This window comes from Shimwellia pseudoproteus (assembly GCF_016415625.1).
Lineage (GTDB): Bacteria > Pseudomonadota > Gammaproteobacteria > Enterobacterales > Enterobacteriaceae > Shimwellia > Shimwellia pseudoproteus.
Map to the genome: position 1 here is coordinate 53,960 of NZ_WBXP01000002.1, position 24,036 is coordinate 77,995.

Annotated in this window: 27 protein-coding genes; 21 read left to right on the forward strand and 6 right to left on the reverse strand. The window is 57.1% G+C overall.

Annotated features, from left to right (window positions below):
• The first annotated feature begins 1 nt into the window (after position 1).
• The 6 genes from paaH to menI all read left to right on the forward strand — a co-directional run bounded on the left by paaH (position 2) and on the right by menI (position 8,141).
• On the forward strand, positions 2 to 1,513 hold the full coding sequence (paaH, locus tag F9C28_RS01465) for a 3-hydroxyacyl-CoA dehydrogenase PaaH (RefSeq protein ID WP_199013331.1): 1,512 nt from the start codon (positions 2 to 4) through the stop codon (positions 1,511 to 1,513).
• Positions 1,503 to 1,928 (forward strand): hydroxyphenylacetyl-CoA thioesterase PaaI, encoded by a 426-nt coding sequence (gene paaI / locus F9C28_RS01470; protein WP_199013332.1) that lies wholly within the window; start codon positions 1,503 to 1,505, stop codon positions 1,926 to 1,928. Before paaH ends, paaI begins: the two co-directional genes overlap by 11 nt.
• Positions 1,925 to 3,163, forward strand: a complete 1,239-nt coding sequence (pcaF, locus tag F9C28_RS01475) for a 3-oxoadipyl-CoA thiolase (RefSeq protein ID WP_199013333.1) — start codon at positions 1,925 to 1,927, stop codon at positions 3,161 to 3,163. Before paaI ends, pcaF begins: the two co-directional genes overlap by 4 nt.
• A gap of 26 nt (positions 3,164 to 3,189) precedes the next feature.
• Entirely contained in the window at positions 3,190 to 4,503 is a 1,314-nt protein-coding gene (gene paaK / locus F9C28_RS01480) for a phenylacetate--CoA ligase PaaK (RefSeq protein ID WP_199013334.1), read from the forward strand.
• A 174-nt stretch (positions 4,504 to 4,677) separates the two neighbouring features.
• Positions 4,678 to 7,734 (forward strand): D-2-hydroxyglutarate dehydrogenase YdiJ, encoded by a 3,057-nt coding sequence (gene ydiJ, locus F9C28_RS01485; protein ID WP_199013335.1) that lies wholly within the window; start codon positions 4,678 to 4,680, stop codon positions 7,732 to 7,734.
• Complete coding sequence (menI, locus tag F9C28_RS01490; RefSeq protein WP_199013336.1) at positions 7,731 to 8,141, forward strand: 1,4-dihydroxy-2-naphthoyl-CoA hydrolase; 411 nt, start codon at positions 7,731 to 7,733, stop codon at positions 8,139 to 8,141. Before ydiJ ends, menI begins: the two co-directional genes overlap by 4 nt.
• Positions 8,142 to 8,198: 57 nt before the next feature.
• Here menI and F9C28_RS01495 read toward each other — a convergent pair whose 3' ends face one another.
• On the reverse strand, positions 8,199 to 8,558 hold the full coding sequence (locus F9C28_RS01495) for a helix-turn-helix domain-containing protein (RefSeq protein WP_199013337.1): 360 nt from the start codon (positions 8,556 to 8,558) through the stop codon (positions 8,199 to 8,201).
• A 217-nt stretch (positions 8,559 to 8,775) separates the two neighbouring features.
• Here F9C28_RS01495 and F9C28_RS01500 point away from each other — a divergent pair, with 217 nt between their 5' ends.
• A complete protein-coding gene (locus tag F9C28_RS01500) occupies positions 8,776 to 9,354 on the forward strand; it encodes a TetR/AcrR family transcriptional regulator (RefSeq protein WP_199013338.1) in 579 nt (192 codons plus the stop codon).
• Positions 9,355 to 9,465: 111 nt separating this feature from the next.
• On the opposite strand, the gene F9C28_RS01505 is transcribed toward F9C28_RS01500, so the two are convergent.
• Positions 9,466 to 10,368 carry a glucosamine inositolphosphorylceramide transferase family protein gene (locus tag F9C28_RS01505; protein WP_199013339.1) on the reverse strand — a complete coding sequence of 301 codons (903 nt, stop codon included), beginning with the start codon at positions 10,366 to 10,368 and terminating at the stop codon, positions 9,466 to 9,468.
• Positions 10,369 to 10,380: 12 nt separating this feature from the next.
• Positions 10,381 to 11,478 carry a glycosyltransferase family 4 protein gene (locus F9C28_RS01510; RefSeq protein ID WP_199013340.1) on the reverse strand — a complete coding sequence of 366 codons (1,098 nt, stop codon included), beginning with the start codon at positions 11,476 to 11,478 and terminating at the stop codon, positions 10,381 to 10,383.
• A 593-nt stretch (positions 11,479 to 12,071) separates the two neighbouring features.
• Between F9C28_RS01510 and sufA the strand changes: the two genes are divergently transcribed.
• From sufA to ldtE, 7 genes are all read left to right on the forward strand, one after another.
• A complete protein-coding gene (sufA, locus tag F9C28_RS01515) occupies positions 12,072 to 12,440 on the forward strand; it encodes a Fe-S cluster assembly scaffold SufA (protein ID WP_199013341.1) in 369 nt (122 codons plus the stop codon).
• 14 nt (positions 12,441 to 12,454) lie between these two features.
• Positions 12,455 to 13,942, forward strand: a complete 1,488-nt coding sequence (gene sufB, locus F9C28_RS01520) for a Fe-S cluster assembly protein SufB (RefSeq protein ID WP_199013342.1) — start codon at positions 12,455 to 12,457, stop codon at positions 13,940 to 13,942.
• Positions 13,943 to 13,964: 22 nt separating this feature from the next.
• Positions 13,965 to 14,717, forward strand: a complete 753-nt coding sequence (gene sufC, locus F9C28_RS01525) for a Fe-S cluster assembly ATPase SufC (RefSeq protein WP_199013343.1) — start codon at positions 13,965 to 13,967, stop codon at positions 14,715 to 14,717.
• Positions 14,686 to 15,981: a Fe-S cluster assembly protein SufD gene (gene sufD / locus F9C28_RS01530; RefSeq protein WP_199013344.1), complete on the forward strand. Its 1,296-nt coding sequence runs from the start codon at positions 14,686 to 14,688 to the stop codon at positions 15,979 to 15,981. The genes sufC and sufD overlap by 32 nt, the downstream gene beginning before the upstream one ends.
• Entirely contained in the window at positions 15,965 to 17,185 is a 1,221-nt protein-coding gene (gene sufS, locus F9C28_RS01535) for a cysteine desulfurase SufS (protein WP_199013345.1), read from the forward strand. The genes sufD and sufS overlap by 17 nt, the downstream gene beginning before the upstream one ends.
• An 11-nt stretch (positions 17,186 to 17,196) precedes the next feature.
• Positions 17,197 to 17,613, forward strand: coding sequence for a cysteine desulfuration protein SufE (gene sufE, locus F9C28_RS01540; RefSeq protein WP_199013346.1), 417 nt, complete (start codon positions 17,197 to 17,199; stop codon positions 17,611 to 17,613).
• A gap of 102 nt (positions 17,614 to 17,715) precedes the next feature.
• On the forward strand, positions 17,716 to 18,774 hold the full coding sequence (gene ldtE, locus F9C28_RS01545) for a L,D-transpeptidase LdtE (protein WP_199013347.1): 1,059 nt from the start codon (positions 17,716 to 17,718) through the stop codon (positions 18,772 to 18,774).
• 66 nt (positions 18,775 to 18,840) lie between these two features.
• Here the strand turns inward: ldtE and lpp are convergent, their stop codons facing one another.
• Together lpp and pykF are read right to left on the reverse strand one after the other, a co-directional pair.
• The gene (lpp, locus tag F9C28_RS01550; RefSeq protein WP_002443218.1) at positions 18,841 to 19,077 is read right to left on the reverse strand and encodes a murein lipoprotein Lpp; all 237 of its coding nucleotides are present in this window, start codon (positions 19,075 to 19,077) and stop codon (positions 18,841 to 18,843) included.
• Positions 19,078 to 19,582: 505 nt separating this feature from the next.
• Positions 19,583 to 20,995, reverse strand: a complete 1,413-nt coding sequence (gene pykF, locus F9C28_RS01555) for a pyruvate kinase PykF (protein WP_199013348.1) — start codon at positions 20,993 to 20,995, stop codon at positions 19,583 to 19,585.
• Between the two features lie 184 nt (positions 20,996 to 21,179).
• On the opposite strand from pykF, the gene F9C28_RS01560 reads away from it, so the two are divergent.
• The 6 genes from F9C28_RS01560 to F9C28_RS01585 all read left to right on the forward strand — a co-directional run bounded on the left by F9C28_RS01560 (position 21,180) and on the right by F9C28_RS01585 (position 23,177).
• Positions 21,180 to 21,329, forward strand: a complete 150-nt coding sequence (locus F9C28_RS01560; protein WP_199013349.1) for a hypothetical protein — start codon at positions 21,180 to 21,182, stop codon at positions 21,327 to 21,329.
• Positions 21,330 to 21,512: 183 nt separating this feature from the next.
• Entirely contained in the window at positions 21,513 to 21,692 is a 180-nt protein-coding gene (locus tag F9C28_RS01565) for a hypothetical protein (protein ID WP_199013350.1), read from the forward strand.
• A gap of 172 nt (positions 21,693 to 21,864) precedes the next feature.
• Positions 21,865 to 22,098 (forward strand): (4Fe-4S)-binding protein, encoded by a 234-nt coding sequence (locus F9C28_RS01570; RefSeq protein WP_199013471.1) that lies wholly within the window; start codon positions 21,865 to 21,867, stop codon positions 22,096 to 22,098.
• Between the two features lie 25 nt (positions 22,099 to 22,123).
• The gene (locus tag F9C28_RS01575; RefSeq protein ID WP_199013351.1) at positions 22,124 to 22,396 is read left to right on the forward strand and encodes a GNAT family N-acetyltransferase; all 273 of its coding nucleotides are present in this window, start codon (positions 22,124 to 22,126) and stop codon (positions 22,394 to 22,396) included.
• A gap of 131 nt (positions 22,397 to 22,527) precedes the next feature.
• Positions 22,528 to 22,866 (forward strand): GlpM family protein, encoded by a 339-nt coding sequence (locus F9C28_RS01580; protein ID WP_199013352.1) that lies wholly within the window; start codon positions 22,528 to 22,530, stop codon positions 22,864 to 22,866.
• Between the two features lie 122 nt (positions 22,867 to 22,988).
• Positions 22,989 to 23,177, forward strand: coding sequence for a YdiH family protein (locus F9C28_RS01585; protein WP_199013353.1), 189 nt, complete (start codon positions 22,989 to 22,991; stop codon positions 23,175 to 23,177).
• A gap of 203 nt (positions 23,178 to 23,380) precedes the next feature.
• Here the strand turns inward: F9C28_RS01585 and ydfZ are convergent, their stop codons facing one another.
• Complete coding sequence (gene ydfZ / locus F9C28_RS01590; protein WP_199013354.1) at positions 23,381 to 23,584, reverse strand: putative selenium delivery protein YdfZ; 204 nt, start codon at positions 23,582 to 23,584, stop codon at positions 23,381 to 23,383.
• A gap of 181 nt (positions 23,585 to 23,765) precedes the next feature.
• On the opposite strand from ydfZ, the gene F9C28_RS01595 reads away from it, so the two are divergent.
• The gene (locus F9C28_RS01595) at positions 23,766 to 24,032 is read left to right on the forward strand and encodes a DksA/TraR family C4-type zinc finger protein (RefSeq protein ID WP_199013355.1); all 267 of its coding nucleotides are present in this window, start codon (positions 23,766 to 23,768) and stop codon (positions 24,030 to 24,032) included.
• Positions 24,033 to 24,036: the final 4 nt, after the last annotated feature.

The following is a 24,036-nucleotide window of genomic DNA, read 5'->3' on the forward strand; positions in this document are numbered from 1 at the left end:
CATGCAGATCAGTGAACATACCCGGATTGCGGTAATCGGCAGCGGCACCATGGGGGCCGGTATCGCGCAACTGGCGGCCAGCGCCGGCCATCCGGTACAGCTTTATGATATCTCCCCGGCGGCCACGGCCCGCGGGCTGGAGAGCATTGCCCGCAGCTTACAGGGCCGGGTGGACAAAGGCCGACTGACGCCAGAAGCGTACCAGGCTACCCTCGGGCGGCTGCACGCCGCAGACCAGCTGACCGATCTGGCGGATGCCGATATCGTCATCGAAGCGGCGGCGGAAAAACTGGAGGTCAAACAACAGTTGTTCCGGGCCCTGGCGGAGATCTGCGCCCCGCAGACGCTGCTGACCACCAACACCTCGTCCATTTCTGTCACGGCCATTGCCAGCGGTATCGCCCATCCGGGGCGTATTGCCGGGCTGCACTTCTTTAACCCCGCCCCGGTGATGAAGCTGGTGGAAGTGGTAAAAGGGCTGGACAGCGACAGCCAGACCATCGAGAGCCTGTGCCAGCTGGCCGGGCGCTGGGGGAAAACGGCGGTGCGCTGCCAGTCCACCCCGGGGTTTATCGTTAACCGGGTTGCCCGGCCTTATTACGCCGAAGCCTGGCGAGCGCTGGAAGAACAGGTTGCCCCGGCGGCGGTGATTGATGCGGCACTACGCGATGGCGCCCGCTTCCCGATGGGGCCACTGGAGCTGACGGATTTGATTGGCCAGGACGTTAACTTTGCGGTGACCTGCTCGGTGTTCAACGCCTTTTGGCAGGAGCGCCGTTTTCTGCCCTCCCTGGTGCAGCAAGAACTGGTGCTGGCCGGTAAATGGGGCCGTAAAAGCCAGCAGGGGGTGTACCGCTGGCCCCGGCAGCACGATGAACTGCCGGTGGTGCGGGCACTGCCCCAGGAGGCCGCCGCCAGCCTGCAACGCCAGGGCGGGCCGGGAATGTGGCTCAACGGCATGGCCCGGTTAACCGCTCACCTGAGCCAGAGCGATCTGGTGGCCGATGTCCCGTTCCTTGAACTGGATGAGGTGCTGGTGATGGCCACCAATGGTGAAAGCGCCCAGCAGCTTGCGCGCCGTTATAACCGCCCGGTGGTGGTGCTGGATCTGGCCGACGACTATGTCAATACCCCGCTGGTGGTGATGGCGGCGGCGGCCACCAACCGCCCGGACCAGACCGCCAAAGCGATCCATTTTTTCCAGCAACAGGATAAACAGGTGCTGCTGGTGGCGGATTACCCCGGCCTGCTGGCCTGGCGCACGGTCGCCATGCTGGTGAATGAAGCCCTGGACGCGGTGCAGAAAGGGGTTGCCAGTGCCGACGATATTGATGTGGCGATGCGCCTCGGGGTGAATTATCCCCACGGCCCGCTGGCCTGGGGCGAGTCCCTGGGATGGCAGCGGGTGCTGACCGTGCTGGAAAACCTGCAAAAGCACTATGGGGAAGAGCGCTACCGGCCGAGTTCGCTACTGCGCGAACGCGCCCTGATGGAGAAGCACTATGAACAATAATCCCTGGGATAACGCCCGGCTGATGTATCAGCGGGACAACTGCGCCCGCGCCCTGGGGATAGAGCTCCAGGAAATGGGGGAGGGAAGCGCCACGGTCACCATGGTGGTGCGTGACGATATGCTCAACGGCCACCAGACCTGCCACGGTGGCCAGCTGTTCTCCCTGGCGGACACGGCCTTTGCCTACGCCTGTAATAGCCAGGGGCTGGCGGCGGTTGCCTCCGGGTGCAGCATTGATTTCCTGCGCCCGGCCACCGCCGGGGAGCAGCTCACCGCCCGGGCGGTGGTGCGCTCCCAGGGGAAGACCACCGGCGTGTATGACATTGAGATAACCAACCAGACAGGACGCTGTATCGCGCTGTTTCGCGGCCGTGCGCACCGGTTAGGCACCACCCTCAGCGGAGAGAAAATATGAGCCAGCAGCATAACGAGAATCAGGCCTACATTTGTGGCGGCGTCCGCACCCCTATTGGCCGCTACGGCGGCGCGTTGTCCGGTATTCGTGCCGACGATCTGGCGGCCATCCCGTTGCGGGAGCTGATCGCCCGTTACCCCCAACTGGACTGGGGGCGTATTGATGATGTGCTGCTGGGCTGCGCCAACCAGGCCGGGGAAGATAACCGCAACGTGGCGCGTATGGCGGCACTGCTGGCGGGCCTGCCGGTGTCGGTGCCCGGTACCACGGTAAACCGGCTGTGTGGCTCGGGGCTGGATGCCCTGGGGATGGCGGCCCGGGCTATCAAAGCCGGGGAAGCCCAGCTGATGGTGGCCGGTGGGGTGGAGTCCATGTCCCGGGCCCCCTTTGTAATGGGCAAAGCGGCCAGCCCGTTCCAGCGCCAGGCCGAGTTGTTTGATACCACCATCGGCTGGCGTTTTGTGAATCCGATCATGCAACAGCACTTCGGAACAGACAGCATGCCGGAAACCGCAGAGAATGTAGCAAAACTGTTAAATATAAGCCGGGACGATCAGGACCGTTTTGCTCTGCGCAGCCAGCAGCGGGCTGAACAGGCCCGCCAGCAAGGCATTTTGGCGCAGCAAATCGTGCCGGTATCGGTACCCGGCCGTAAAGGCTGTGTCACCGTGGTGCGCGAGGATGAACACCCGCGCCCGGAGACGACACTGGCGCAGCTGGCCGGGCTGAAGGCGCCTTTCCGGGCGGACGATGGCGCCAGTGGCGGGGTGGTGACAGCGGGTAATGCCTCCGGGGTGAATGACGGTGCCGCCGCCCTGCTGGTGGCCAGCGGCGAGGCGGTTGCACGCTATGGTCTGACCCCGCAAAGCCGCATTGTGGCCATGGCCACCGCCGGGGTTGAGCCGCGCTTAATGGGCCTGGGGCCGGTCCCCGCCACCCGCAAAGTGCTCGAACTGGCCGGGTTAAGTATCAACGATATGGACGTGATTGAATTAAATGAGGCGTTTGCTGCCCAGGCGCTGGGGGTGCTGCGCCAGCTGGGGCTGGCGGATGATGCCAGCCACGTAAACCCTAACGGGGGCGCGATTGCGCTTGGCCACCCGCTGGGCATGAGCGGTGCCCGTTTGGCGCTGGCGGCTACCCATGAATTACACCGCCGTAATGGCCGGTATGCCTTGTGCACCATGTGCATTGGTGTGGGTCAGGGCATTGCCATGATCCTGGAACGAGTGTGAGCTAAATAACCTGCGAGTACCTTACAATGACAATAAAGACAGCTCTGGAGCCAATCGAAACCGCATCGCTGGATGAACTGCGGGCCCTGCAAACCGCCCGGATGAAATGGACCCTCAAACACGCGTATGACAATGTGCCGATGTACCGGCGCAAATTTGACGCCGCCGGGGTACACCCGGATGACTTTAACGAATTGCGCGATATTCGCCGGTTCCCCTGCACCACAAAACAGGATCTGCGGGATAACTACCCGTTTGATACCTTTGCGGTACCGATGGAGCAGGTGGTGCGTATTCACGCCTCATCCGGCACCACCGGTAAGCCCACCGTGGTGGGTTATACCCAGAATGATATTGATACCTGGGCCAATATTGTCGCCCGCTCCCTGCGTGCCGCCGGGGGAACCCCGAAAGACAAGATCCACGTGGCCTATGGCTACGGGCTGTTTACCGGCGGGCTGGGCGCCCATTATGGGGCGGAACGCCTTGGGGCGACCGTGATCCCGATGTCCGGCGGCCAGACCGAAAAACAGGCCCAGTTGATCCGTGATTTTCGCCCGGACATGATAATGGTGACGCCATCGTATTGCCTGAACCTGATAGAAGAGCTGGAACGCCAGATGGGCGGGGATGCCAGCCAGTGTTCGCTGCGGGTGGGCGTGTTCGGTGCCGAGCCCTGGACGGCCGCCATGCGCACGGAAATTGAACGCCGCCTCGGCATTCGGGCGCTGGATATTTATGGGCTGTCAGAGGTGATGGGCCCCGGCGTGGCCATGGAGTGCCTGGAAACCGCCGACGGCCCCACCATCTGGGAAGATCACTTCTACCCGGAGATTGTTAACCCGAACAGCGGCGATGTGCTGGAAGACGGCGAATACGGCGAGCTGCTGTTTACCACGCTGACCAAAGAAGCGCTGCCGGTGATCCGCTACCGCACCCGGGATTTGACCCGCCTGCTGCCGGGCACCGCCCGCACCATGCGGCGTATGGATCACATTACCGGCCGCTCTGACGATATGCTGATCATTCGCGGGGTTAACGTCTTCCCGTCCCAGTTGGAAGAAGAGATCTGTAAAAACGAGCATTTATCGCCGCATTACCAGCTGGAGGTGAACCGCGACGGGCACCTCGACTGCCTGGCGGTAAAAGTTGAGCTTAAAGAGAGCAGCCTGGCCCTCTCCCATGAGGAGCGTTGCCAGGTTTGCCACCACCTGCGCCACCGCATCAAATCGATGGTAGGGATCAGCACCGATGTCACCATCGTCAACTGCGGCTCGATCCCCCGTTCCGAGGGGAAAGCCTGTCGGGTTATCGATAAGCGGGCACTGGTCAGCTCTTGATCTGCCTTGCCGTGACCAATGCCAGCCCCTGGGCTGGCATTTTGCATTATGGGGTGGGGGAAGCGCTGATATGAGCAGGCAGGCCCTATAAAAATGTGATACAACCAGTAACGCGCGACGCAAACGATAACTCACAACATTACTCTGACAGCATGGTATAAGGGTCAACTGCACATGATCCCATTAATTTCTCAGGCGCCAGGCCTGTTACAGCTGGTGCTCGATTATTTGAAAGCACTTGAGCAACATGGATTTACCGGCGATATCGCCACCAACTATGCCGATCGGCTGACGGCGGCCACGGACAACAGTATCTATCAGTTGCTCCCTGATGCGGTGATTTTCCCCCGCTCAACCGCCGATGTGGCGCTGATTGCCCGGGTGGCGGAGGAAGAACGCTTCCAGTCCACCACCTTTACCCCCCGGGGGGGCGGCACCGGCACTAATGGCCAGTCCCTGAACCGCGGGATCGTGGTGGATATGTCCCGCCATATGAACCGTATTCTGGAAATTAACCCGCAACAGGGCTGGGTACGGGTGGAGGCCGGGGTCATTAAGGACCAGCTAAACCAGTATCTTAAGCCGTTTGGCTACTTCTTCGCCCCGGAACTGTCGACCAGTAACCGCGCCACCCTTGGCGGGATGATCAATACCGACGCGTCCGGCCAGGGCTCTTTGGTGTATGGCAAAACCTCCGATCACGTCATGGGGGTGCGCGCCATTTTGCTCGGGGGGGATATCCTCGATACCCGGCCAATGCCTACCGCCCTGGCACAAGAGATTGCCCGCAACGATACCCGCATCGGGCGTACTTATCGCACGGTGCTGGAGCGCTGCCGCCAACAGCGCCAGCTGATCCTCGACGGCTTCCCGGCACTGAACCGCTTCCTGACCGGTTATGATCTGCGCCATGTGTTTAATGACGATCTCAGCCAGTTTGATTTAACCCGTATTCTGACCGGCTCGGAAGGGACCCTGGCGTTTATTACCGAGGCCCAGCTCGATATCACCCCGCTACCAAAGGTGCGGCGGCTGGTGAATATTAAATATGACTCGTTTGACTCCGCACTGCGCAATGCGCCGTTTATGGTGCAGGCCAAAGCGCTCTCGGTGGAGACTGTGGATTCAACAGTGCTCAATCTGGCCCGGGAAGATATTGTCTGGCATTCGGTGCAGGAACTGATCACCGACGTGCCGGACAACATGATGCTCGGGCTGAATATTGTTGAGTTCGCCGGTGACGATGAAGCCGCCATTGATAGCCAGGTAGACGCCCTGTGCCAGCAGCTGGACGGGCTGATGGACCGCCAGCAGGGGGGCGTGATTGGCTGGCAGGTATGCCGGGAACTGGCCGGCATTGAGCGTATCTACGGAATGCGTAAAAAGGCGGTGGGGCTGCTGGGGAATGCCAAAGGGCAGGCCAAACCGATCCCGTTCGTGGAGGATACCTGCGTGCCGCCGGAACACCTGGCGGACTACATTACCGAATTTCGCGCGCTGCTGGACAGCCACGGCCTGAACTATGGGATGTTCGGCCACGTGGACGCCGGGGTACTGCACGTGCGCCCGGCGCTGGATATGACCGACATCCATCAGGAACGGCTGATGAAGCAGATCTCGGATGAGGTGGTCGCGCTGACCGCGAAATACGGCGGCCTGCTGTGGGGTGAGCACGGTAAAGGGTTCCGGGCCGAATACAGCCCGGCCTTTTTTGGTGAGGTGCTGTACCACGAACTGCGGCTGATCAAAGCCGCCTTTGACCCGGACAATCGGCTTAATCCGGGGAAAATCTGTGCCCCCGCCGATGGGGACGCGCCGATGATGCAAGTGGACGCCGTGAAGCGCGGTACCTTTGACCGCCAGATCCCGCTGGCGGTGCGTACCTCCTGGCGCGGGGCCATGGAGTGTAACGGCAACGGGCTCTGTTTTAACTTCGATGTGAAAAGCCCGATGTGCCCGTCGATGAAGATCTCCGCGAACCGTATTCACTCCCCCAAAGGCCGGGCGACCCTGGTGCGGGAGTGGCTGCGGCTGTTGTCAGATCGCGGGGTGGACCCGCTGCACCTGGAGCAGGCCCTGCCGGAGCAGCGCGCCAGCCTGCGCGCCCTGATTGAGCGCACCCGCAATAGCTGGCACGCCCGCAAAGGAGAGTATGATTTCTCCCACGAGGTGAAAGAGGCGATGTCCGGCTGCCTGGCATGTAAAGCCTGTTCCACCCAGTGCCCTATCAAGATAGACGTACCGGAATTTCGCTCGCGCTTTTTGCAGCTCTATCACACCCGTTACCTGCGCCCGCTGCGCGACCATCTGGTGGCCAGCGTGGAAAACTATGCGCCCCTGATGGCCCGGGCACCCAGGACCTTTAACTTCTTTTTAAGCCAGCCGCTGGTGCGCCGTTTGTCTGCCCGGCATATTGGCATGGTGGATTTGCCGCTGCTGTCCACCCCCTCTCTGCAACAGCAGCTGGTGGGGCACCGCAGCGCCAATATGACGCTTGACGATCTGGAAGCCCTCAGCGATGAGCAAAAAAGCCAGACCGTCCTGATTGTTCAGGACCCCTTCACCAGTTATTACGATGCGCAAGTGGTGGCGGACTTTGTGCGTCTGGTGGACAAGCTGGGTTACCGCCCGGTATTGCTGCCGTTTTCGCCCAACGGTAAAGCCCAGCATATTAAAGGCTTTTTAACCCGCTTTGCCCGCACGGCGCGTAAAACGGCGGATTTGCTCAACCGGGTTGCCCGGCTGGGGATGCCGATGGTGGGGGTCGATCCGGCCCTGGTGCTGTGCTACCGGGATGAATACCGGCACGCGCTGGGGGAGGCGCGCGGTGATTTTACGGTCCAGCTGGTGCATGAATGGCTACCCCAGGCGCTGAGCGCGGTTGAGGCACCGCCGGTGGGCGGTGAGGCCTGGTATCTGTTTGGGCACTGTACTGAGGTAACCGCACTGCCCGGGGCACCGGGCCAGTGGCAGCAGATTTTTGCCCGGGTTGGCGCCCGGTTGGAGAATGTGAATGTCGGCTGTTGCGGCATGGCGGGGACCTATGGCCATGAAGTAAAAAATCACGCCAATTCACTGGGCATTTATGCGCTTTCCTGGCACCAGGCCATTGCCCAGTTGCCCCGTAACCGCTGCCTGGCGACAGGTTATTCCTGCCGTAGCCAGGTGAAACGTATTGAGGGCAATGGTGTCCGCCATCCGTTACAGGCCATTTTGGAGATGATGTCATGATTTGGCGACGAGCCGCCACCCTGGCGGCATTAAACGAAAACAGTCAGGGCAATATGGTGGCGTATCTGGGGATCCGCTATGTCCACCTCGGGGATGACACCCTGGAAGCCACCATGCCGGTTGATCACCGCACCCGTCAGCCATTTGGTTTGCTACACGGTGGGGCATCCGTGGTACTGGCTGAAACCCTTGGTTCGGTGGCCGGGTGGCTGTGTACCGAAGGGGAGCAGCAGGTGGTGGGGCTGGAGGTCAATGCTAACCATGTTCGTTCAGCCCGGGAAGGGGAAGTCCGCGGGGTGTGCCGGGCGCTGCATGTTGGCCGCCGTCACCAGGTGTGGCAGATTGATATCAGCGACAGCCAGGGGCGGCTGTGTTGCACTGCACGCCTGACCACCGCCGTTCTGTAACGTCTGGCGGGAATCACAACAACGCCACCCAAACGGGTGGCGTTTTTGATCGCACTCTCAGGCGGCGTGGCCGGGTTGCGGAGGGAGACTGCCCGGGCTTTTGCGATACATCCCCGGCGGCAGATGAAAGGTTTTGGTAAAAATACGGGTAAATGACTGCTGGGACTCAAAACCATAGCGGCTACAGATCTGGTATACCGTTTCCGTGGTGGTACAGAGATCCCGGGCCGCCAGGCGAAGTTTACGCTCCCGGATATAGCGGGCCAGATTATGGCCGGTATGGTTCAGGAACATACGTTGCAGGTGCCATTTTGAGTAACCTGCATAACGGGCAATATCATCAATCCGCAGGGGTTTATCCAGATTGTTGTCGATCCAGACTAGCAAATCTTCAATGACCTGTGCAGGGATATCCATGGGCTTTCCTCATTGCCTGTATGCCAAAGCGTGCGCTGTTACTCACAAACATGATGTAATTGTGTGACTAATTAATCAGATTGCTTATAATGAGTGAGTGAGCACTCATTATAGAGGGTGCTGCTTTTCCGTCAAGACATGGTGCGGAGAAAAGATCGTTGCAGTCCATTATCTGGCATGGTTCAATCCCGGCGTTTTGACAGGAGGAAGATAGCGCGTGGCACGTCCGAAAAGTGATAATAAAAGACTCGCATTGCTGAATGCCGCAACCACGGCCGTGGGGCTGGCGGGGATTGGGGCCTCTACCGCGGTAATCGCCCGCCAGGCCGGTGTCGCGGAAGGGACGCTATTTCGCTATTTCACCAACAAAGACGCGCTGCTCAATGCGCTGTTTCTGCACCTTAAACAAAGCCTCGGTGAGGCGATGATGGTGGGGTTCGACCCTTCTCTGGATCAAAAGTCCTGCACCCGGCATATCTGGAACCGTTTTGTTGACTGGGGACTGGCGAATCCGGATGCGCATCTGGCTATGCGCCAGTTGGCGGTAAGCGATAAGATCACGCCAGAAACCTTCGATAAAGTTGAAGCCCTGTACCCTGAGCTGCATAAACTGGCCCAGCACTGCCTGCGCCGGGAGTTTTTGGATCACGACAGCCGGCTGTTTGCCGATGCGCTTTTTTTCCGTTTAGCGGAAACCACCATGGAGTTTGCCGGCAGAAAGCCTGAGCAGGCCGATACCTGGATTTGCGCCGGGTTTGAGGCGATGTGGCGGGCGCTGTCGCTGGAAGAGCAGTGACAAAAACCGTAACCACCGTAATCCCGCTAACTGCATATTCCCCCAGTGATGACCACGAAGCCCTATCCCCGGAAGGCCCGGGGCAGGGCCGCTATCTTGCGAGAGTGGCAGTCAGCCCAGCCACTTGCGTACCGCGCGCCGCAGATCGACCGCAATGCGCTGTGGGGAGCCAATCAGCGTTTTTTTGGTATCAATCAGGGTGACATTGCCCGCGGCAGACAGGGTGTGCAGGCCGGTGGTAAAGGGCGCGTTGCTGGCCGGGGCAGTTAACCGGCACCCGGCGGTAAGTACGGGGTTCGCCAGGCTGGCCGGGGACATTTCCAGTAACTGCAAGGCGCCACCGTATGTCTGGCTGCAATCCTGGGTTGGCAGAATCAATTTCCCTTCCTGTAAGAACGGTGTTCCCCCCATACGCGCTCCGCGTTTATCCTGACGGATGGGCTGTGGAGAGACATTCTCCCAGCGGCCGGTGAGGGTGTCGGCCCGGGCCAGCATCAGGGCGCTGGTGCGGGCTTCCCGGGGGGCGGGCGGGGTATAAAATATCCACCAGCAGCCGTCCGCGAAAAACGGCGACGGATCGATCCCGGCACAAGGGAAAGAGAACTCCGGTACTTTCTCCCACTGCCAGGGGAAATCCGTTGCCCGGTACAGCGTCAGTGTCCCGGATTTATAGCCTTCCGGTAGCATCCATATTTCACCGTCCGCTTCGAAGACGCAGGGGTAGGACAGGTGCCAGGGCTCCGCCAGTACCGTGCGTTTTTCAATGACCGTGAAATTGGCATCCAGCACGAAAACCATGATATCGCCGCGCCGGGTGCGGTAGTCATATGCTTCAGCAAAAACATAAAGATAACCGTTATGCCAGAGGCCAAAAGGGTCCGCTAAAAAACATAACGTGCGGTCCGCCTCAATCCATGTAATCGGGAGGTTATCGAACCCGCCCGCGGAGGCAACCTGCTGAATCGGGGCCTGAACAATGCCAATACGCCAAAGTTCAGTAACAAACATATCCATTGATTTGTGACTCTATTGAGATGAAGTTTGGTAATGCAGTTTATCGTTTAGTCTATCAAGCACCAGGGTTGCGGAACGGGTATAGCGCTCGGGGCTGAAGGTGCTCAGTACGTAGCGGCGCGCCTGCTGGCCAAACTGCTGTAGCTCTGCCGGATTGGCGAAAATCCGTTCCAGGGTGGACGCCAGCGCCTGTGAAAGTTCCCCTTCCAGTACGTAACCGGTCTCGCCGTTTTTTACCGCGTCGCGCAGCTCGCCAACCGGGGTGGCAATCACCGGCAGGGCCGCGTTCATTGCTTCATGAACCGCAATGCACATCCCTTCATAGCGCGATGTCTGAATATAGACGTGTTGCCGGGTCAGGAAGTCTGCCACCTCCGGGGAGAAGCCCGGCAGGCTGACGACGTCGCTCAGGCCGTGTTGATCGATTTTATCCTGTAAGGCCTGGCGCTCAGGCCCATCCCCGAGGATGGTCAGCCGGATACGGGAGGCAAATTGCGGGTGACTGTTGAGAAACAGGGCCAGGGCATCGATCAGTCCGGCATAATTTTTCACCTCATGCAGGCGGCCCACGCTGGCCAATTGCAACACCGATTTACCGTCCCAGCCGGTGGCCTGGGGGGCATGGGGATTAGACTGGAAGAACGGCCAGGCCATGACCTGCTCGGGGGGGATGTGCATTTCATCACGCAGAAAGCGCACCACGGTTTGGGAGTCCCCAATCCACAGGCGCGACATGCCCCGCATGCGGTAGGTATAGCGGCGCACGCTGGCGCTGTGTTTAAAACTGACCACCGGGATGCCGGTAAGCCGTCCCGCCCACTGGCCGATGCGGGTACCCCAGCTTAACGATGTCCAGATGACATCCGGACGATCGGCCCGCACCCTTATCATATAAGCGCCTAAAATTACCGGCAGTGAACGCCGTTTATTGGCCAACAGCCGCCAGGTCATACCGGCTTCGGTTAATCGTACTGCCGCCCCCATATCCCGGGGCTCGCAGGCAATAATGCTCACCTCGTGGCCGAGGTTTTGCAGCGTTCTGACAATATCCGGAATGGCGAACTCAGCGCCGCCAGTTTCCAGACTAGTAACGAGATAATGAATCTTCATGATATGCGGATATCCTTTCTGACCCAACCCGGAAGGGGGCCGTGCCTCATTAACGCGCAACCGCTTAGCGCATAGTCGGAGCATCACCGGGCCGCAGACAGACAGTGAATCTGTGTTGTATTACGGCCTCACCCCTCCCGGCGGGAAAATATGAACCGGGAAAAAGTATAATAGTATTTCACAGCGTTATTTAGCCACCTTATCCTTCAACAAAACCGCAATCTATGGCCAGACATTTGGCAAGAAGTATGATCTGGCCAAAAGAGATCGCAATGCGGACAATTTCATCGCCAAAACCACCGATATCGCAGCACCACCACCGCCGCCGCAAGCGCCTTCCGGCGCAGGCCATCACATAAATAGGTATTTCCTATGCAGGTTTAAATGTGGGTATTAATGCGCAAATCAGCATTAATTAGTTTTTATTTTTCATATTGTTACATTTTGCCTCCGCGCTAAAGCAGCCCCCTGTGCAGGGTCTATGATTAATAAAACAGCCATCGGGATAAAAGCCCTGCTCTGGCGGGGTTGTACTGATTATCATTATCGTTAACATGGCAGGCGTTTAGCGTGCTGAATAACAGGAGGTGGCGATGACGACACACACTGAAGTTTTTGAACCTGCCGACTATCGCTGGCGTGGGCTGACCATGACCCCGGCAGCGGCGGCGCATATTCGGGCACTGGCCGCTAAAGCCCCCGGGGTGCAGGGGATCCGTTTAGGGGTTAAGCAAAGCGGTTGTGCCGGGTTTGGCTATGTGCTGGAAGAGGTTACCGAACCGGCCGCCGGCGATTTGCTGTTTGAGCAGCAGGGCGCCCGGCTATGGGTCCCCCTGAAGGCGATGCCCCTGATCGACGGTACTGAGGTGGATTATGTCCGGGAAGGACTGAACCAGATTTTTAAATTTAACAACCCTAAAGCCCAGAACGCCTGCGGGTGTGGTGAGAGCTTTGGGGTCTAGCTGGTGGTGGTGTTATGTCGAGAAACAGTGAAGCAAGTGATGATGTCAAGGTCTGGAGCGGAGAGCAACGTAACTACAAAGAAGGCTTTTTCACCCAGTTGCCGACTGACGAGCTGGCCCGCGGGCTGAGCGAAGAGGTGGTGCGGGCCATTTCCGCCAAACGCAACGAGCCGGACTGGATGCTGGAGTTCCGCCTCAGCGCCTACCGCGCCTGGCTGGAGATGGAAGAGCCCCACTGGCTGAAGGCCAACTATGACGCACTGGATTATCAGAACTTCAGCTATTACTCCGCGCCGTCCTGCGGGCACTGCGATGATAACTGCGCCTCTGCCCCCGGCGCGGTACAACAGGCCACGGACAGCCCCTATCTGACCCAGGAAGTGGAGGCGGCCTTCGCCCAGCTCGGTGTTCCGGTGCGGGAAGGCAAAGAGGTGGCGGTCGATGCCATCTTTGACTCGGTCTCCGTGGCGACCACTTACCGCCATCGCCTGGCAGAGCAGGGCATTATCTTCTGCTCCTTCGGTGAGGCGATTCAGGAACACCCAGAGCTGGTGAAAGCGTACCTCGGAACAGTGGTACCGGCGAACGATAACTTCTTTGCCGCCCTGAATGCGGCGGTGGCGTCCGACGGTACGTTTATTTATATCCCCAAAGGGGTGCGCTGCCCGATGGAGCTGTTGACCTATTTTCGGATTAACGCCGAGAAAACCGGCCAGTTTGAACGCACCATCCTGGTGGCCGACGAAGGCAGCTATGTGAGCTATATCGAGGGCTGCTCTGCGCCGGTGCGCGACAGTTACCAACTGCACGCGGCGGTGGTCGAGGTGATTATCCTGCGTGACGCCGAGGTGAAGTATTCTACTGTCCAGAACTGGTTCCCCGGGGACAGCAACCGGGGCGGCATCCTGAATTTTGTGACCAAACGCGCCCTGTGTGCCGGTGATAACAGCAAAATGTCCTGGACCCAGTCCGAAACGGGCTCCGCCATTACCTGGAAATACCCCAGTTGTATCCTGCGCGGGGATAACGCCATCGGTGAGTTTTATTCAGTGGCGCTGACCAGCGGTAACCAGCAGGCGGATACCGGCACCAAAATGATCCATATCGGCAAGAACACCCGCTCTACCATCATCTCTAAAGGTATCTCCGCGGGCCGGAGCCAGAACAGCTATCGCGGGCTGGTCAAGATTATGCCCACCGCCACCAACGCGAGGAATTTCACCCAGTGTGATTCGATGCTGATCGGGCCGGATTGCGGAGCGCACACCTTCCCTTACGTGGAGTGCCGTAATAACTCAGCCCAGCTGGAGCATGAGGCGACCACCTCACGGATTGGTGAGGACCAGTTATTTTACTGCCTGCAGCGCGGGATCAGCGAAGAAGACGCCATCTCGATGATTGTTAACGGCTTCTGTAAGGATGTTTTCTCTGAGTTGCCACTGGAATTTGCGGTAGAAGCACAAAAACTGCTGGCCATTAGCCTTGAGCACAGCGTGGGTTAACGCGCCAGGATAAGGAATTATTATGTTAAGTATCAAATCATTACAGGTAAGTGTTGAAGATAACGCCATCTTGCGCGGTGTCGATCTGGAGATTAAACCCGGTGAAGTGCATGCCATCATGGGGCCGAATGGCTCCGGCAAGAGCACCCTGTCTGCCACCCTGGCCGGGCGGGAGGACTACGAGGTCACCGGCGGGTCGGTCACCTTTAAAGGCAAGGACTTGCTCGCTCTCTCCCCGGAGGAGCGCGCCGGTGAAGGTATCTTTATGGCGTTCCAGTACCCGGTGGAGATCCCCGGGGTCAGCAACCAGTTTTTCCTGCAAACCGCCCTCAATGCGGTGCGGGAATACCGCGGCCAGCCAACCCTGGACCGGTTTGATTTTCAGGATGCCATCGACGACAAAATTAAATTACTCCATATGCCGGAAGACTTGCTGAGCCGCTCGGTGAATGTCGGCTTCTCCGGTGGGGAGAAAAAGCGCAACGACATTTTGCAAATGGCGGTTCTGGAGCCAGAGCTGTGCATTCTGGATGAGTCAGATTCCGGGCTGGATATCGACGCCCTGAAAATCGTCTCACAGGGGGTGAATGCGCTGCGCGATGGCAAGCGGGCATTTATTATTGTGACCCACTACCAGCGCATCCTCGACTATATCCGCCCGGATTATGTCCACGTACTGTTCCAGGGTCGCATTGTGAAATCCGGGGACTTTAGCCTGGTGAAACAACTGGAGGAGCAAGGCTATGGCTGGCTTACTGAACAGCAACAGCAGTAGTGCGCTGCAACAGTGGCACCGACTGTTTGAGGCCCGGGGACTGGGCCAGAGTAAATATGCCTCCGGGCACCTGCAGCAGATGCTGCGCCTGGGGTTACCGGGGCGTAAACACGAAAACTGGAAATATACCGGGCTGGATGGGTTACTGAACCACGCGTTTATTTTACCCGCACCGGCCGACGTCAGCGCCAGCCAGTGTCGCGATCTGGCCCTGACCCTTGACGCGGTGCGGCTGGTCTTTGTGGACGGGGTGTTTAATCCGCTACTCAGCGATGATCTGCCGGACAGCGGCTATCACATCAAGGTCGATAACCAGCGGGAGACGCTGCCCTCTGCAGTGCAGCCGGAGGTGTTTTTACACCTGACTGAGAGCCTGTCCGTCAGCGTTACCCATATTGTGGTGGCGGCCAACACCCGGCCTGCGCGCCCGCTGGTGCTGATGCATATCAGCAGCGGGGATGATCCCGAGGGCAGCCTTAATACCGTGCATTACCGCCACCACCTTGAGCTGCAATCCGGGGCCAGCGCCACGGTGATTGAACATTTTGTCAGCCTTGACAGCGGGGCGCACTTTACCGGTGGCCGCCTGACCATGCAGGTTGGTGCCAATGCCCGGCTGGAGCATTACAAACTGGCATTTGAAAATAGCGCCAGCTACCACTTTGCCCATAACGACATCCGGGCAGAGCAGGACGCGGTGGTCCACAGCAGCAGCTTCCTGCTCGGGGCAGGCTTGTTACGCCATCACACCAGCACCGAACTGAATGGCGAGAATATCACTCTGCGCCTGAATAGCCTGGCGCTGCCGGTGGCAAATGAAGTCTGCGATACCCGCACCTGGCTGGCCCACAATCGCGGCTACTGCAACAGCCGGCAGTTACATAAAACCATTGTCCGGGATAAAGGCCGGGCGGTATTTAACGGGCTTATCAACGTGGCGCCCCACGCCATTAAAACCGATGGCCAGATGACCAATAACAATCTGTTGATCGGGCGGCTGGCGGAGGTGGACACCAAGCCACAGCTGGAGATCTATGCGGATGATGTCAAGTGCAGCCACGGGGCGACCATCGGACGGCTGGATGACGAACAGTTATTTTACCTGCGCTCCCGGGGGATCAGCGAAGACTCTGCCCGCCAGGTGATCCTGCACGCGTTTGCCGCCGAACTGAGCGAAGCAATAAGCGACCCGGACCTTAAGCGCCAGGTGCTGGATAGGATCACTGTCCGTTTTGGCGGAGGCAATTATGACACTGTCTCCTGAGGTGATCCGCCAGCAGTTTCCTATCCTGAGCCGGGAGGTCAACGGCCAGCGGCTGGTTTATCTGGACAGCGCCGCCAGCGCCCAGCGCCCTGATGTGGTGATCGACGCCGAAGCGGATTTCTACCGCCAGGGTTATGCCGCCGTCCACCGCGGCATCCACACCCTCAGTGCTGAGGCTACCGGCCAGATGGAGGCGGTGCGGGAACAGGTAGCGAGCTTTATCCATGCCGCAGAGGCGGAAGAAGTGGTCTTTGTGCGCGGCACCACAGAGGCTATCAATCTGGTGGCCAACAGCTGGGGCCAGGACAATATCGGCCCGGGGGATAACATTGTTATCAGCCTGATGGAGCACCACGCCAATATTGTGCCCTGGCAGCTCCTGTGCCAGCGCCGCGGGGCCGAGCTGCGGGTGATTAATTTGCTGCCCGATGGCAGCCTGGACATGGCGCACTTCCACGGTTTACTGGATCAGCGCACCCGGTTACTGGCGGTGGCGCAGGTGTCCAATGTGCAGGGGATAGCCAACCCGGTCACTGAGATGGCCGCTGCGGCACACCGGGTAGGGGCGCTGGTGCTGGTGGACGGGGCCCAGGCCATTATGCATACCCCGGTGGACGTGCAGGCCCTGGGCTGTGACTTTTATGCGTTTTCGGGCCATAAAATGTATGCCCCCACCGGGATTGGTATCCTGTGGGCCAGCAAAGCGCTGCTTGACGCGATGCCCCCCTGGCAGGGCGGCGGTTCGATGATTGCCAGCGTCAGTCTGACGGAGAGCACCACCTGGGCGGCAGCCCCCTGGCGTTTTGAAGCCGGCACCCCGCATACCGCCGGGATCATTGGCCTCGGGGCGGCGATTCGCTGGCTGACGGATCTGGGTATGGCCGCCATTGAACAGCGGGAACATGCGCTGATGGCTTACGCGGTCGACGCGCTGAAGGCGGTGCCGGATCTTATCGTTTACGGGCCGCCACAGCGTACCGGGGTGATTGCCTTCAACCTTGGCCAGCACCATGCTTACGATGTGGGCAGTTTTCTCGACAATTACGGTATTGCTATCCGTACCGGACATCACTGCGCCATGCCGCTGATGGCGTTCTGGGGCGTACCGGCCATGTGCCGGGCATCACTGGCGGTTTACAATACGGAAGAAGAAGTGGATAAACTGGTAGCGGGTTTACAGCGAATACACCGGCTACTGGCCTGAGGGGAGTGATCATGGCGTTGTTGCCAGATAAAGACAAACTGGTGCGTAACTTTGCCCGCTGCGCCAACCAGGAAGAGAAGTATTTATATATCATTGAGCTGGGCCAGCGGCTGCCGCCGCTGGATGACCATCAACATACCCCGGCGCACCTGATTCAGGGCTGCCAGAGCCAGGTGTGGATCACCGTTAACCGGGGGGATGACGGTATCATCCAGTTACGGGGTGATAGCGATGCCGCGCTGGTGAAGGGCTTGATTGCCGTGGTGTTTATTCTCTACCGCCAGATGACGGCGGCGGATATCCAGGCGTTCGATATTCGGCCATGGTTTGAAAAGTTACAGTTAACTCAGCATCTTACCCCGTCCCGCACCCAGGGGCTTGAGGCGATGATCCGCGCCATCCGCACCAAAGCAGCCAATCTTAGCTAAACTTACAACACGGCTTACATCCTGTTCTGCGAGGTATTCATTTACCTCGCCGGTTTTTTCAGCATTCCGGTGCGGTCTGCCGGTGATACAGGAATCAAAACTATGAAAAGCGCGTCTGTTGTAACCCTTAGCCTGCTCTGCACGCTTGTCGCGCCTCAGGCTGCCCTTGCCGTTGACTATCCGCTACCGCCTGCGGGGAGTCGATTAATTGGACAAAACCAGATATATGTCGTGCCGAATGACAAAAAAAATCTTGAATATATAGCCGAGAAATTTGATACCGGGATTTTATTATTGCTGGAGGCAAACTACACAGTCGATCCGTTTTTACCGAAAGTTGGCACAGAATTGACCATTCCTTCCCAAATGCTGCTCCCGGATGCCCCCCGGGAAGGCATTGTTATTAACCTTGCGGAGCTCAGGCTTTATTATTATCCACCGGGCCAGAACCGCGTAGAAGTTTACCCCCTGGGAATTGGCCAACTGGGGCGGGAAACACCGGAAATGGTAACGCGTATTATCCAAAAAATTCCTAATCCCACCTGGACACCTACCGCAAATATACGCGCCCGATCGGCGGCCCAGGGAATAAAATTACCGGCGGTTGTCCCTGCCGGGCCGAATAATCCGCTGGGGCTATTTGCGCTGCGCCTTGAGAAGGGCGGCGGTGAATACCTGATCCACGGGACCAACAGCCGTACCAGTATTGGCCAGCGGGTGAGCTCTGGCTGTATGCGAATGCGGGCCCAGGACATCAAAGCATTATTCAGCCAGGTGGCGTGGGGCACCCGGGTACAAATCATCAACGAACCTATCAAATACAGCATAGAGCCGAACGGTAAGCGCTATATCGAAGTTCACCAACCGCTGTCGCGTAACGACTGGGAGAACCCGCAAACGGTCCCGATTGCCATCACTAAACCGATGGGCACGTTTATTGATAGTCCGTTGAGCGATCAGTTAGCTATCGACAAAGCCATTACCCGGCGGGCGGGTTACCCGGTACAGGTTAATCCAGGGCTCTCTGCGGCCCCTGGAGGGCAGGGAAGTGCCAGACCGCCGCAAAGTACACAGTCAGTGAATAAAACCGGCCAGAATGGCGCAGGGCTCTCTGCATTAACGGAGCCAGCCAGTGGTTTGAGGGGAAATAATCGCAGTTAGGGTGGAGAGCAGGCAAAAAAAATGGCGCACAATGTGCGCCATTTTGTCATCATGGTAACTAAATACTTATTTACGGTATTTAGTAGCCATGTTGTCCAGACGCTGGTTAGCACGAGCAGCGTCGTCTTTAGCAGCCTGAACGTCAGAACGCATTGCGTTCACGTCGTTGCTCAGCTGGTCAACTTTAGCGTTCAGAGTCTGAACGTCAGAAGACAGCTGATCGATTTTAGCGTTGCTGGAGCAACCAGCCAGCAGAGTAGAACCCAGGATTACCGCGCCCAGTACCAGTTTAGTGCGATTCATTATAAATACCCTCTAGATTGAGTTAATCTCCATGTAGCGTTACAAGTATTACACAAACTTTTTTATGTTGAGAATATTTTTTTTAATTATGGGCCACTTATTTTGATCGTTCGCTCAAAGATTCATCTGTTTCACACTGATTGATAAAAAAACATGTAAAAACATCTGCGTTCCATCGGATTTATCTTACGAGAACGGCGATTAAATAGTGTCAATCGATTGGATTTTTTTATTATCCCGGGCTACCGAAAAATAAAAAAAGCCTCTATTGGCTAAGGTGAGCCACTTAACAAGGCAACGATTATTTTTAAGGAAAACGTGCGATAGCATTTTTTTATGCTGGTATTGCGGGAAAATTCGGCAATTCCCCCTCGGCACCATCAAAAAAAGGCCCGCGCTAAGCACGGGCCTTTTTACTACTGCAACCGCGGCGGCCCACAGACCCATTATTGATCAGTGGGACCCCATCCGGCGCCAGAGACGCAAAATGTATTGCGCTGGCTAATTACAGTACGTGTACGGACGCGGTATTGGTGGTGCCGCTCGGTACCAGTGCGCCAGATACCATAACAACCACGTCGCCTTTCTGCGCCAGGCCGCTCTGCAGGGCCAGTTCTTTACCCAGACGGTAGAAGTCATCAGTTGAGCTGATAACGTCAACCTGCTGGGCGATAACACCTTTGCTCAGCACCAGCTGATGTGCGGTCTTCTCGTTAGTGGTCAGCGCCAGGATAGTGGCATCCGGGAAGTATTTACGAACGGATTTCGCCGATTTACCGCCGCTGGTGGCGACTACGATCAGCGGCGCAGCCAGTTTTTCAGCGGTTTCTACGGCACCACGGCACACGGCTTCAGTGATACGCAGCTTGCGGGTGTCGTGGTTGTCGTCCAGACGGCTGTGCATCACGCGGTCAGTACGTTCACAGATGGTCGCCATGATGGTGACTGCTTCCAGCGGGTATTTCCCTTTGGCAGACTCACCAGACAGCATGACCGCATCGGTACCGTCGAGGATGGCGTTCGCAACGTCACCGGCTTCCGCACGGGTCGGACGCGGGTTTTTGATCATGGAATCCAGCATCTGGGTTGCGGTGATGACCACTTTGCGTGCTTTAACGCATTTTTCGATCATCATTTTTTGGGCGAAGATAACTTCTTCAACCGGGATTTCAACACCCAGGTCACCACGGGCAACCATGATACCGTCAGACGCTTCCAGGATTTCGTCGAAGTTGTTCAGGCCTTCCTGGTTTTCGATTTTGGAGATGATCTGGATGTTTTCACCACCGTGGGCCACCAGGTGCTCACGGATTTCAACCACGTCAGAACGTTTACGGATAAAGGATGCCGCAACGAAATCCACACCCTGTTCGCAACCGAAGATCAGGTCCTGTTTGTCTTTTTCAGCCAGTGCCGGCAGCGCGATGGAAACACCCGGCAGGTTAACACCTTTGTTTTCGCCCAGGTCGCCGTTGTTCAGCACTTTACAGATAACTTTATTACCTTCGATGGCGGTCACTTCCATACCGATCAGACCATCGTCAACCAGTACGGTGTTGCCAACGGACAGGTCAGTGGTCAGCCCTTCGTAGGTAACGGCAACGATTTCACTGTTACCCACCACGGATTTATCGGTGGTGAAGGTGAAGGTCTGGCCCGCTTTCAGGGACACGTCATTACCGCCTTCCAGTTTAATGGTGCGGATTTCCGGGCCTTTAGTATCTAGCAGGATCGCCGCCTGTTTGCCGGTTTTCGCCATAATGTTGCGCAGGTTCTGGATGCGCTGACCGTGTTCGGCATAATCACCGTGGGAGAAGTTCAGACGCATTACGTTCATGCCCGCATCGAGCATTTTGGACAGCATCTCTTCAGATTCAGTTTTCGGGCCGATAGTACAAACGATTTTGGTCTTTTTCATGACAGTCTTAGTCTTAAGTTGAGAAGGATTCAGATACATTTTCTCTGAGGGCGATGGGGCTACCCGCAGAGTGCAATAGCGTAGCGTGAAAGCGGTTGATCACACGCCTAAGGATAGGTGACAGAAAAAAAGCGTGCAGAATAAAGTGTGCTTGCGGCTCAGCTGGCCTGGACAGGGCAGATTCATGAGAGTGAATGCGTCGAATCAAGATGCTGAAACCATTCAATTAGAAACAGGCCGCTATTATAGGCCATATTTATCTCTGATTGAAAATAAAAACGGTGTTTCAGAAGCATTTTGGGCAACTTTAGTTCAAATTGTAATTTTGATGTAAATAGGAATTTAAGTGAATCCCCCATCAGGCTGCCGATCAGGCCTCACAGTTTGAGTAAAACTAAGACAATTACCGGATTATTTACACAATAATAACCAGCCACAGACAACTTTGCAGGCAATTTGCCATGCTGTGGGCGTAAAGGACGCCACAAGCGTGGCACAGGGTACTCAGGAGGAGTTTATGGTTAGATCAACGCATTGTCCGCGGGTCAGGCAATCGGTCCGCTGGGAGGGCGCCCAGGCGACCCAGAATCTTCATGAGGCTGATTCACGCCGGGTCTGGTCCGCGACCCGCAGTGACTGCGCCAGTAAAAAACGCTGGAAATGGGCGCCGCGTCCCACGGCGACCCTCTGTGAATAAGCCGTTTCTCCGTATCGCCGCCCCGGTGCGGCGATCTTCTTTTAGCCCGTATTCCGCAGGCTTGCGGGAGAATATCCCGGGCCATTCGCCATGAATTGCACTATGCTCTCCATACCGGCCAGCAGACGCCGGAAACAATAATATGCTGTGTCAGCATGTCGTGGAGAAAGTGATGGACGAGAAAACATTACGCGAGGCGGGCTACCGTCAGTATCGCGGGAGCGAGATTGATGTGTGGTTTAATCTGAATATTTGCCAGCACTCCGGTAACTGTGTGCGTGGCGACAGTCGGCTGTTTAAACTGCAACGTCAGCCGTGGATCATGCCAGACAACGTCGATAAGGCCACGGTCATCCGCGTGATTGATACCTGCCCCAGCGGGGCACTGAAGTACTGTGTGAAATAAACCGGCAGCGCATGGAGGAGAGCGAGTGGAAATTCTCGAAGGTAATACCTGCTTTTATGTCAACGATGCCCAGGGGAAACGGGTGGCTGAGATTGTGTTTGTGCCCACCGGGGATAACCTCTGCATCATCGAGCATACCGACGTCGATCCGGCCCTTAAAGGGCAGGGGGTAGGGAAAAAACTGGTGGCAAAAGTGGTGGAGCGTATGCGCCGTGAGCACCGTAAAATCATCCCGCTGTGCCCGTTTGCGAAACACGAGTTTGACACCACCCCGGAATATAACGATATCCGCGCCTGAGTTCAGCGTGGCAGCCCTGACGGGGTTGCCACTTTCACCGTGACCTTTCTTGAATTGCCTTAACTAAACTGACACTATATTGCAACATTTGGCGTTATCTATTTGCCAGGCCGGGCAACAGAGAGTGTGTGATGGGCTTGCTTATCAAGGCGATTATTGGCGCCGTCGTCGTGGTGTTAATGGGTATTTTATCAAAAACCCGTCATTATTATTTGGCAGGCCTGGTGCCGCTGTTTCCCACCTTCGCGCTGATCGCGCACTATATTGTTGCCAGCGAGCGGGGCATTGAGGCGCTGCGCACCACGATAATCTTCGGCCTCTGGGCCATTATCCCCTATATTATCTACCTCAGCACCCTGTGGTACTTCAGCGGATTTATGCGGGTTCCGCTGGCGTTACTCTCGGCGGTGCTCTGCTGGTGCCTGGCGGCACTGGTGCTGACCATGTGCTGGGCGCGCTGGCACAACTGATTGTTACATAAGGCTTATATATTATTGATACCGCGATATGATTTTATATTCGCTTTGGCTATTTTTTGTTCAGAACGAACGCGCTATAATGTTCTGAAACGAACAACTGATAGAGGATCATTATGAACACTGAGCTAGACCCGGCAACACTCGCCCTTGAGTATATGCGTCGGGAAGCAGAAGAACTCACTCCGGCCCAATTTCTGATTCGTCTGCGCCAGCTACAGCTGGAGTTTGCGGATTTGCTGGAATTGACCCATGTGGAGCTTCGTGAAGAGATCTCTTTTGCCAGCGAATACGGCGTTCATTGATCCCCTCTCGCTTTACGCATCTCTGATGTACGCCGGGCAGCGCAACGGCACAGATAATAAGCGGTCACTTCAGGTGGCCGTTTTTTTATGGGCGCAGTATGCGTGGTGAAACAGCGGCTACAGGCGGGGATAATCGGCAGGTGTCATTAGCAGGACAATCATAGCAACAGAATGCCGCCGTGCGCGGCATTCAGCGTTCACAATCAGTGGAACCCAAGACGAATCAGCTCTACGGGTTCAATACGATCGGCAAGGCCGTCCACTTCAACGGTTTTTTCACGACGCAGGTGGATGGTATCCAGGCCCTGGCCGTAAATCGCTTTAATGACGCCGGTTTTGCCGGTGCCGTTAACCATGACGCGGCTGCCGGTGGTGATTGGATTGTGGTTACGATCATAAGTCATCATTGTGTTTCTCCTCTGAAATTGATGAGTTCTTCAGACACCCATTATTCTAGAAGGCGCGATGAGCAATATGTTAACCCAGATCAAAACTGACTTAATTGTGTGACATATATCACCGGCGATTATCCTCGCCGGGGCGGGGCGCTATAATAGTAAACAGCAATCAACCAACCCAGGAGGTGTTATGGCTGTTGGATGGGCAGGTGATGGTGCTGAGCAGGATCAAATTAACAGCACCATAGAGGACGGTATCGCCAGGGCTCGCAGCGCGCTCCCCGCCGGGGAGAGTCTTATGGAATGTGAAGTTTGTGGTGAAGTTATCCCTGAGGGACGGCGCAAGGCCATCCCCGGCGTGCGGCGCTGCGTACGCTGCCAGTCCCAGGCAGATCAGCACGCGGCGGCATTTTCCGGGTACAACCGGCGCGGATCAAAGGACAGCCAGCTGCGTTAGCCGC

Bases quoted from the DNA above. Each gene is read 5' to 3' on its own strand.
- menI (WP_199013336.1), top strand. From the start codon at position 7,731: ATGATTTGGCGACGAGCCGCCACCCTGGCGGCATTAAACGAAAACAGT.
- sufS (WP_199013345.1), top strand. From the start codon at position 15,965: ATGACACTGTCTCCTGAGGTGATCCGCCAGCAGTTTCCTATCCTGAGC.
- ydfZ (WP_199013354.1), bottom strand. From the start codon at position 23,584: ATGATGACTTATGATCGTAACCACAATCCAATCACCACCGGCAGCCGC.
- paaK (WP_199013334.1), top strand. From the start codon at position 3,190: ATGACAATAAAGACAGCTCTGGAGCCAATCGAAACCGCATCGCTGGAT.
- sufA (WP_199013341.1), top strand. From the start codon at position 12,072: ATGACGACACACACTGAAGTTTTTGAACCTGCCGACTATCGCTGGCGT.
- paaH (WP_199013331.1), top strand. From the start codon at position 2: ATGCAGATCAGTGAACATACCCGGATTGCGGTAATCGGCAGCGGCACC.
- pcaF (WP_199013333.1), top strand. From the start codon at position 1,925: ATGAGCCAGCAGCATAACGAGAATCAGGCCTACATTTGTGGCGGCGTC.
- F9C28_RS01570 (WP_199013471.1), top strand. From the start codon at position 21,865: ATGGACGAGAAAACATTACGCGAGGCGGGCTACCGTCAGTATCGCGGG.
- ydiJ (WP_199013335.1), top strand. From the start codon at position 4,678: ATGATCCCATTAATTTCTCAGGCGCCAGGCCTGTTACAGCTGGTGCTC.
- F9C28_RS01505 (WP_199013339.1), bottom strand. From the start codon at position 10,368: ATGGATATGTTTGTTACTGAACTTTGGCGTATTGGCATTGTTCAGGCC.
- F9C28_RS01585 (WP_199013353.1), top strand. From the start codon at position 22,989: ATGAACACTGAGCTAGACCCGGCAACACTCGCCCTTGAGTATATGCGT.
- lpp (WP_002443218.1), bottom strand. From the start codon at position 19,077: ATGAATCGCACTAAACTGGTACTGGGCGCGGTAATCCTGGGTTCTACT.
- pykF (WP_199013348.1), bottom strand. From the start codon at position 20,995: ATGAAAAAGACCAAAATCGTTTGTACTATCGGCCCGAAAACTGAATCT.
- sufE (WP_199013346.1), top strand. From the start codon at position 17,197: ATGGCGTTGTTGCCAGATAAAGACAAACTGGTGCGTAACTTTGCCCGC.
- F9C28_RS01510 (WP_199013340.1), bottom strand. From the start codon at position 11,478: ATGAAGATTCATTATCTCGTTACTAGTCTGGAAACTGGCGGCGCTGAG.
- sufD (WP_199013344.1), top strand. From the start codon at position 14,686: ATGGCTGGCTTACTGAACAGCAACAGCAGTAGTGCGCTGCAACAGTGG.
- F9C28_RS01495 (WP_199013337.1), bottom strand. From the start codon at position 8,558: ATGGATATCCCTGCACAGGTCATTGAAGATTTGCTAGTCTGGATCGAC.
- ldtE (WP_199013347.1), top strand. From the start codon at position 17,716: ATGAAAAGCGCGTCTGTTGTAACCCTTAGCCTGCTCTGCACGCTTGTC.
- F9C28_RS01595 (WP_199013355.1), top strand. From the start codon at position 23,766: ATGGCTGTTGGATGGGCAGGTGATGGTGCTGAGCAGGATCAAATTAAC.
- sufC (WP_199013343.1), top strand. From the start codon at position 13,965: ATGTTAAGTATCAAATCATTACAGGTAAGTGTTGAAGATAACGCCATC.
- paaI (WP_199013332.1), top strand. From the start codon at position 1,503: ATGAACAATAATCCCTGGGATAACGCCCGGCTGATGTATCAGCGGGAC.
- F9C28_RS01580 (WP_199013352.1), top strand. From the start codon at position 22,528: ATGGGCTTGCTTATCAAGGCGATTATTGGCGCCGTCGTCGTGGTGTTA.
- sufB (WP_199013342.1), top strand. From the start codon at position 12,455: ATGTCGAGAAACAGTGAAGCAAGTGATGATGTCAAGGTCTGGAGCGGA.
- F9C28_RS01565 (WP_199013350.1), top strand. From the start codon at position 21,513: ATGGTTAGATCAACGCATTGTCCGCGGGTCAGGCAATCGGTCCGCTGG.
- F9C28_RS01560 (WP_199013349.1), top strand. From the start codon at position 21,180: ATGAGAGTGAATGCGTCGAATCAAGATGCTGAAACCATTCAATTAGAA.